Consider the following 6,318-nt stretch of genomic DNA (forward strand, 5'->3'; position numbering starts at 1 on the left):
AGCCTTACCGCGTCAAAATCATCCCGAAGCGCGATCCCAGTCCCCATGACGATGTCCTACCTGAGCACATCGCCATAGATTCACACTTTTAGACCCTTGGGAATCCCCCCGCGAGTCGCGATCAACGCGACTTGGTATTAGTCAATCGGAAGTCGCGGTGCGGGATGGCGAACAGCAGCCATCCCGTTCCGACGAATCAACAGGCAACCGCAGTGCGGCGGCGACGCGAGGCGGCACCAACCAGGCCAAAGCCGGCGATCAGCATCGCCCAGCTCGCCGGTTCCGGAATGCCTGCCGCGCCCAGCAGATAATCGGTGGTCGACGGGGCGCTGCCGGCGCCTTGCGCCGATGCCAGGGTGAACCCGGTCATGTGTTCGCCAGCGCCGGACTGGAAGCCGTAAAAGCTCAGACCCGGATTGGCGGCCGGCACCAGGCCGGCAAACTGGTACGAGCCCAGATTTGTCACGATGGTAGCGGTGACCGGCGATGCGGCGCCAAGCAACGTCATCTTGAAGCCGAACAGGCTGTGCAGCCCGCTGATCGTGCCCGACATCGGCGACCACCGGTCATAAGCCAGCAAGTTGCGTGTGTTGCCAAAGCCGGACGCGGTGCCAACCACCAAATTGTCGGTGCTGGTGAACGTCAACGCGCCAACGGTGTAGGGATTGCCCGGAACCGAGAAACCGCTGCCGAACGCATCGAAATTGGTGGCCTGGGTGATGGTTCCCGCTGCGGTGAACTGGCCTTCGCTGGTGATGAGCGTAACGGCCGCCGACGCGGGCACCGCCGCCAGCATGAAGCCGGCCACAAAAAATTTAGGTAGTGTAAGCATGTGATCCCCTCGTCTGCTTTTTGCAGACACGAGTAAGCTAATAGACCATCAAGGTTAACAGCCGGTTGAAATCAACGGGCCAGACGCTGCCGACCTAGAAGTCGAGCTTGTCATAATGCGGCGGCGGCGGCAGGCCTTCCAGACGTTCGGCGAGCAGCGGGCGAAACGTGGGCCGCGATTTCATCGCCGAATACCAGGTGCGCGCCGGTTCATGGCCATCCCATTCCAGCCCGCCGAGATAATCCGCCACCGAAAGATGCGCGGCTGCTGCGATATCGGCGAGGCCGAACTGGCCGCCGCCCAGCCAGGCCCGGCGTTCGAGCAGGAAATCGATGTAGTCCAGATGCATGTCGGCCATGCGCCCGGCCTGGCGGACAATGCCGCCATCGGGCGTGCCGCGCACAATGGCGCGCTTATACATGCGTTCCCCTAGCAGCGGCGCGTTCACTTCGGCATAGAATTTCTGATCGAACCAGGCCACCAGCCGGCGGGCTTCGGCGCGATCCTCGGGCGCTGTGCCCAGCAGCGGCGTGCGGTCCAGCGTCTCTTCGAAATGTTCGATGATGGCGGTCGAATCGGCCAATACCAACGCATCACGTTGCAGCACCGGCGTCTGGCCGGCGGGATTGAGCGCGGTGAAGCCGGGGCGCTTTTCCCACGGGCGTTCCTGCACCAGCTCGTGGGTGACACCCTTCACCGCCAGCGCGAAACGCACCTTGCGGCTGAATGGGCACAGCGTGAAATGATAAAGACGCCACATTGCAAGGATGCTCTTAATCAAGTTTGGCGGCTTGGAAAGGCCAGACCTCACTGGCATCCTCACCGGCATCCTCACCGGCACCCTCACCGGCGCCTTTGTTGCAAATGAATCGCAACAAGGCTAGCACGGATCAATGAACCGGCGTCTTGCCCTGTTGGCCCTGTGGGCGGTGCTGATGGCGCCGCTGGCGATGCTGTGGTGGCAGGGACGGGCCCCGGATGCCGATATTGACGCGCTGGTTGCCGCAACGGGCAACTGGGCGATGGCCTGGCTGGCAATCGCGGTGGTGATGGCGCCGCTGGCGCGGCTGTGGCGACCGCTCAGCCGCCTGCTGTGGTTGCGCCGCGCGGTCGGGCTGGCGGCATTCGGCGCCAGCATGGTGCATATGTGGCTTTATGTGCTGGCGATGCGCGGCTTTGCCGAACCCGGCGGCGAATGGGCGCTGATGTGGGCTGAAGCCTTCACGCCGGGGATCCTCACCGGCTGGGCCGCGCTGCTGCTGCTGCTGCCGCCGGCGCTGGCCAGCAACGATGCCGCGATGCGCCAGTTGCGCCGTGCGTGGAAGCCCGTGCAGCGCCTCGCCCTGCCCGCCGCCGCGCTGGCGCTGGCCCACATGGCCGTGGTGCATGATGCGTTCAGGGTGGCGATGGCAATCACCGCCATCATTGCCGGCCTGCAACTCATTCGATTTTTACCAGCAACCCGACCTGCAACCCGAAAGGCATGAACATGCGCGCGATGATGATGATGGCAGCTGCCACCCTGTTGGCCAGCCCGGCTTTTGCGACCGGCAAGATCAAATGCAACGTCAAGCCGGCCGACATGAAGCCGATCGAGGCGCTCAAGGCCGAGCTGACCAAGCAGGGCTGGACCGTGGCCAAGGCCAAGCTTGATGGCGGCTGCTATGAAGTTTACGGCGTGATGCCCGAAACCGGCCGCGTCGAAGCCTATTTCGATCCGGCGACGTTTGAAAAACTCTACGTCGAACAGCGCGGCAAGATGCTGTTCAAGAAAGGCTAGGCCCCCTCTCAGGCCCCCTCTCAGGCCTTCGCCGGCCGGGGCTTGGCCTTGCTTGGGGGCTTCGCCTTTGGCCGGACATTCTTGGTTGCCGGCTCCGATGCGGCTGCCTTGAGCGCGGCCACGTCCGCTTCGAGTTCGTTGATGCGCAGCGCCTGGCGGACGATGATGTCCTGCAGCGCGCCGGTATTCGGGTTTACCGGCGGCGGCGCGGCAGCATCCTTGGGCGGCTCCGGGGCCTTGGGCGCTTCGGGCGGCACCACTTCGGCATCCACCACTGTCTCGCGTTCGCGGAAAAAGCCGGATTCGCGCGCTTTGCGGATCAGCGGGGCTGCGGCCGCCGCCATCTGCATCAGGCTTTCCATCAGTGGATCGTTGCTCTTGGCCATACCCGTTCCTAAAACAAACAGCGTCCTTCAACTGTTCTATATAGATATAGCAGCGAAGAACCCGGTTTCAAGATGACAGCCTATTCCGCTGCGATACTGGCCGGGCTGTCGGACAGCGGGTGCGCCAGCCGGCTGAGCATTTCCTTAGGGCACACCTGCCAGATCAGGCCGCGCGTGCGGTCCCATTCGGCGAGCAACCCGGCGGCCCATTTGGAACCGGTCTCGGCAGCATGTTCCTCGATGAGGGCGTGCACTTGCGCCTCCCAATGTGCCGATTCCAGCCGCTGCACGATCACGCTCTCGCGGTTGACCCGGCGTTCGAACTGGCCGTCACGGTCATAAACAAACGCCATGCCGCCCGACATGCCGGCAGCGAAATTGTCGCCGGTCTGCCCCAGGATCACGGCAGTGCCGCCGGTCATGTATTCACAGCCGTTGGCGCCGCAGCCTTCCACCACCACGGCGGCGCCGCTGTTGCGCACGGCAAAACGCTCGCCAGCCCGGCCAGCGGCGAACAATTTGCCCGCCGTCGCGCCGTACAGCACGGTGTTGCCGATGATGGCGTTATCCTGGCTGGCGAGCGGGCTCGACGGGAACGGCCGTACCACGATGGTCGCGCCGGAAAGCCCCTTGCCGACATAGTCATTGGCTTCGCCGAACACTTCCAGCTTCACGCCCTGCACTGCGAATGCGCCCAGCGATTGCCCGGCAGAACCGCGCAACCGAATGTGAACGTGGCCGGGCTGGAGCGCCGTCATGCCGAACCGGCGGGTGATTTCGCCCGAAAGCCGCGTGCCCACTGCGCGGTGGGTGTTGCGCACCGTGTAGGCGAGCTGCATCTTTTCACCGCGTTCGAACAAATGCCCGGCATCGCGGATCATGTCTGCATCCAGGCTGTCGGGCACCGGATTGCGGCCATCGCCAAGGCCCCAGCGCCGCATCGCATCGGGCGCATCGACCTTGGCCAGGATCGGATTGAGATCAAGATCATCGAGATGCTCCGCCCCGCGGCTCATCTGGCGCAGCAATTCGGTGCGGCCGATCACTTCATCCATGCTGCGGCAACCCAGGCGCGCCAAAATCTCGCGCACTTCCTCGGCGACGAAGCTCATCAGGTTGATGACCTTTTCAGGCGTGCCAACAAATTTGCCGCGCAGCGCATCATCCTGCGTGCACACGCCCACCGGGCAGGTGTTCGAATGGCACTGGCGCACCATGATGCAGCCCATTGCCACCAGGCTCATGGTGCCGATGCCGTATTCCTCGGCGCCCAGCATGGCCGCGATCACCACGTCGCGGCCGGTTTTCAGGCCGCCATCGGCGCGCAGCTTCACCCTGTGGCGCAGGCCATTCAGCGTCAGCACCTGGTTTACTTCCGACAATCCCATTTCCCATGGCGTGCCGGCATATTTGATGCTGGTTTGCGGGGAAGCGCCGGTGCCGCCGACATTGCCGGAAATCAGGATGGCATCGGCGTGTGCCTTGGCCACCCCGGCTGCCACCGTACCGATGCCGGCACTGCTCACCAGTTTCACGCACACGCGGGCGCGGGTGTTGATCTGCTTGAGATCGTAAATCAGCTGCGCCAGATCCTCGATCGAATAGATATCGTGGTGCGGCGGCGGGCTGATCAGCGTCACGCCCGGCGTGGAATGGCGCAGCTTGGCGATCAGTTCGGTCACCTTGAAACCGGGCAGCTGCCCGCCTTCGCCGGGCTTGGCGCCCTGTGCCACCTTGATCTCGATTTCCTCACAGGCATTGAGATATTCCGCAGTCACCCCAAAGCGGCCCGACGCCACCTGCTTGATGACGCTGTTGCCGTTGTCGCCGTTGGCATAGGGCTTGAACCGGATCGGATCTTCGCCGCCTTCGCCCGATACCGCCTTGGCGCCGATGCGGTTCATCGCGATCGCCAGCGTTTCGTGCGCTTCGGGCGACAGCGCACCCAGGCTCATGCCCGGCGTCAAGAAACGCTTGCGGATTTCGGTGACCGATTCCACCGATTCGATCGGCACCGCCGTTGTGCCAGGCACGAAATCGAGCAGATCGCGCAAACTGATAGGCGGCAGCGCCTGCACGCCGCGGCTGAACTTCACATAATCGCTATAGCTGTCGCGGCTCACCGCCGTTTGCAGCAGATGAATCAGCTGCGCGCTCCAGGCATGCGCTTCGCCATTGGCGCGCCAGCGATACAGCCCGCCCACCGGCAGCGCGATCACGTCTTCATCCCAGGCCTTGTCGTGGCGGATCTGGGCGTTGATGAACAGCGATTCAAAGCCTTCGCCCGAAATCTTGGCGGGCATGCCAGGGAAGAAATCATGCACCAGCGCGCGGCTCAGCCCGACCGCTTCGAAATTATAGCCGCCGCGATACGACGAGATTACCGCGATCCCCATCTTGGCCATGATCTTGAGCAAGCCGTCATCCACCGCCTTGCGGTAGCGGGCAATGCAGCCATCAAGGCTGAGCGCCCCGAACAGCCCGCGCGCGTGGCGATCGGCGATGGCTTCCTGCGCCAGATAGGCGTTCACCGTGGTGGCTCCCACGCCGACCAGCACCGCGAAATAATGCGTATCAAGCGCTTCGGCGGCGCGCACGTTGATGCTGGCATAGGTGCGCAGGCCCTGGCGCACCAGATGCGTGTGGACGCCGGCAGTGGCCAGGATCATGGCGATGCCGGCGCGGCTGGCAGACTGGTGCTCATCGGTGAGGAACAATTGCGTCTTGCCCTGGCGCACGGCGGTTTCGGCCTCGGTACGCACGCGGGCGATGGCGGCGCGCAAGGCGCCGGGGCCGCCACCGATATCAAAGCTGCAATCAATCTCGGCAACTTGCCGGCCGAAGTGTGCTTTCAGCAGGAACCAGTCGCCGTTGGACAACACAGGGCTGTCCATCACCATCACGCCGGCCTGAGTGGCTTCGTCGTCCAGGATGTTGGTCAGGTTGGAAAAACGCGTCTTCAGGCTCATCACGCCGGTTTCGCGCAAGCTGTCGATCGGCGGATTGGTGACCTGGCTGAAGTTCTGCCGGAAGAAATGGTGCAGCCCGCGGTACTGGCCCGAGAGCACGGCCAGCGGCGTGTCGTCGCCCATCGAGCCGATGGCTTCCTTGGCGCCCTCGACCATGGGCTGCAGGATCAGTTCCAGATCCTCGATCGTGTAGCTTGCCGCGCGCTGGCGCGTCTTGAGCTCGCCCTTCTCGTAGAGGCGCGTCGCGCCGTCGCCGGCCTGAATCAGGCTGTCGAGATGGGTGATGTGGCCGACCCAGGAGCGATAGGGGTTTTCCGCCGCCAGGGTCTCCTTGATCTCGCCGTCGCGGTA

At 63.8% G+C, this 6,318-nt stretch carries 6 protein-coding genes; 2 read left to right on the top strand and 4 right to left on the bottom strand.

All coding sequences use genetic code 11. The features are described 5' to 3' along the window. Window positions 1-196: 196 nt before the first annotated feature. Together ACESL8_RS09770 and ACESL8_RS09775 are read right to left on the bottom strand one after the other, a co-directional pair. Window positions 197-832, bottom strand: a complete 636-nt coding sequence (locus ACESL8_RS09770) for a PEPxxWA-CTERM sorting domain-containing protein (protein ID WP_372918281.1) — start codon at window positions 830-832, stop codon at window positions 197-199. Between the two features lie 94 nt (window positions 833-926). Next, window positions 927-1,592, bottom strand: a complete 666-nt coding sequence (locus tag ACESL8_RS09775) for a glutathione S-transferase family protein (RefSeq protein WP_372918283.1) — start codon at window positions 1,590-1,592, stop codon at window positions 927-929. Between the two features lie 133 nt (window positions 1,593-1,725). Between ACESL8_RS09775 and ACESL8_RS09780 the strand changes: the two genes are divergently transcribed. Beyond that, window positions 1,726-2,319 carry a ferric reductase-like transmembrane domain-containing protein gene (locus ACESL8_RS09780; RefSeq protein ID WP_372918285.1) on the top strand — a complete coding sequence of 198 codons (594 nt, stop codon included), beginning with the start codon at window positions 1,726-1,728 and terminating at the stop codon, window positions 2,317-2,319. Then, entirely contained in the window at window positions 2,316-2,612 is a 297-nt protein-coding gene (locus ACESL8_RS09785) for a PepSY domain-containing protein (protein WP_372918287.1), read from the top strand. Before ACESL8_RS09780 ends, ACESL8_RS09785 begins: the two co-directional genes overlap by 4 nt. 20 nt (window positions 2,613-2,632) lie before the next feature. Here the strand turns inward: ACESL8_RS09785 and ACESL8_RS09790 are convergent, their stop codons facing one another. Together ACESL8_RS09790 and gltB are read right to left on the bottom strand one after the other, a co-directional pair. Next, a complete protein-coding gene (locus tag ACESL8_RS09790; RefSeq protein WP_372918289.1) occupies window positions 2,633-2,998 on the bottom strand; it encodes a hypothetical protein in 366 nt (121 codons plus the stop codon). Window positions 2,999-3,078: 80 nt separating this feature from the next. After that, window positions 3,079-6,318 (bottom strand): glutamate synthase large subunit (gene gltB / locus ACESL8_RS09795; protein WP_372918291.1); only part of this gene is annotated, 3,240 nt, incomplete at its 5' end.

This window comes from Sandarakinorhabdus sp., from assembly GCF_041689835.1.
GTDB lineage: Bacteria > Pseudomonadota > Alphaproteobacteria > Sphingomonadales > Sphingomonadaceae > Sandarakinorhabdus.

Coding starts and splice junctions, on each gene's coding strand:
- ACESL8_RS09770 (WP_372918281.1), bottom strand. CDS start 832: ATGCTTACACTACCTAAATTTTTTGTGGCCGGCTTCATGCTGGCGGCG.
- ACESL8_RS09775 (WP_372918283.1), bottom strand. CDS start 1,592: ATGTGGCGTCTTTATCATTTCACGCTGTGCCCATTCAGCCGCAAGGTG.
- ACESL8_RS09780 (WP_372918285.1), top strand. CDS start 1,726: ATGAACCGGCGTCTTGCCCTGTTGGCCCTGTGGGCGGTGCTGATGGCG.
- ACESL8_RS09785 (WP_372918287.1), top strand. CDS start 2,316: ATGAACATGCGCGCGATGATGATGATGGCAGCTGCCACCCTGTTGGCC.
- ACESL8_RS09790 (WP_372918289.1), bottom strand. CDS start 2,998: ATGGCCAAGAGCAACGATCCACTGATGGAAAGCCTGATGCAGATGGCG.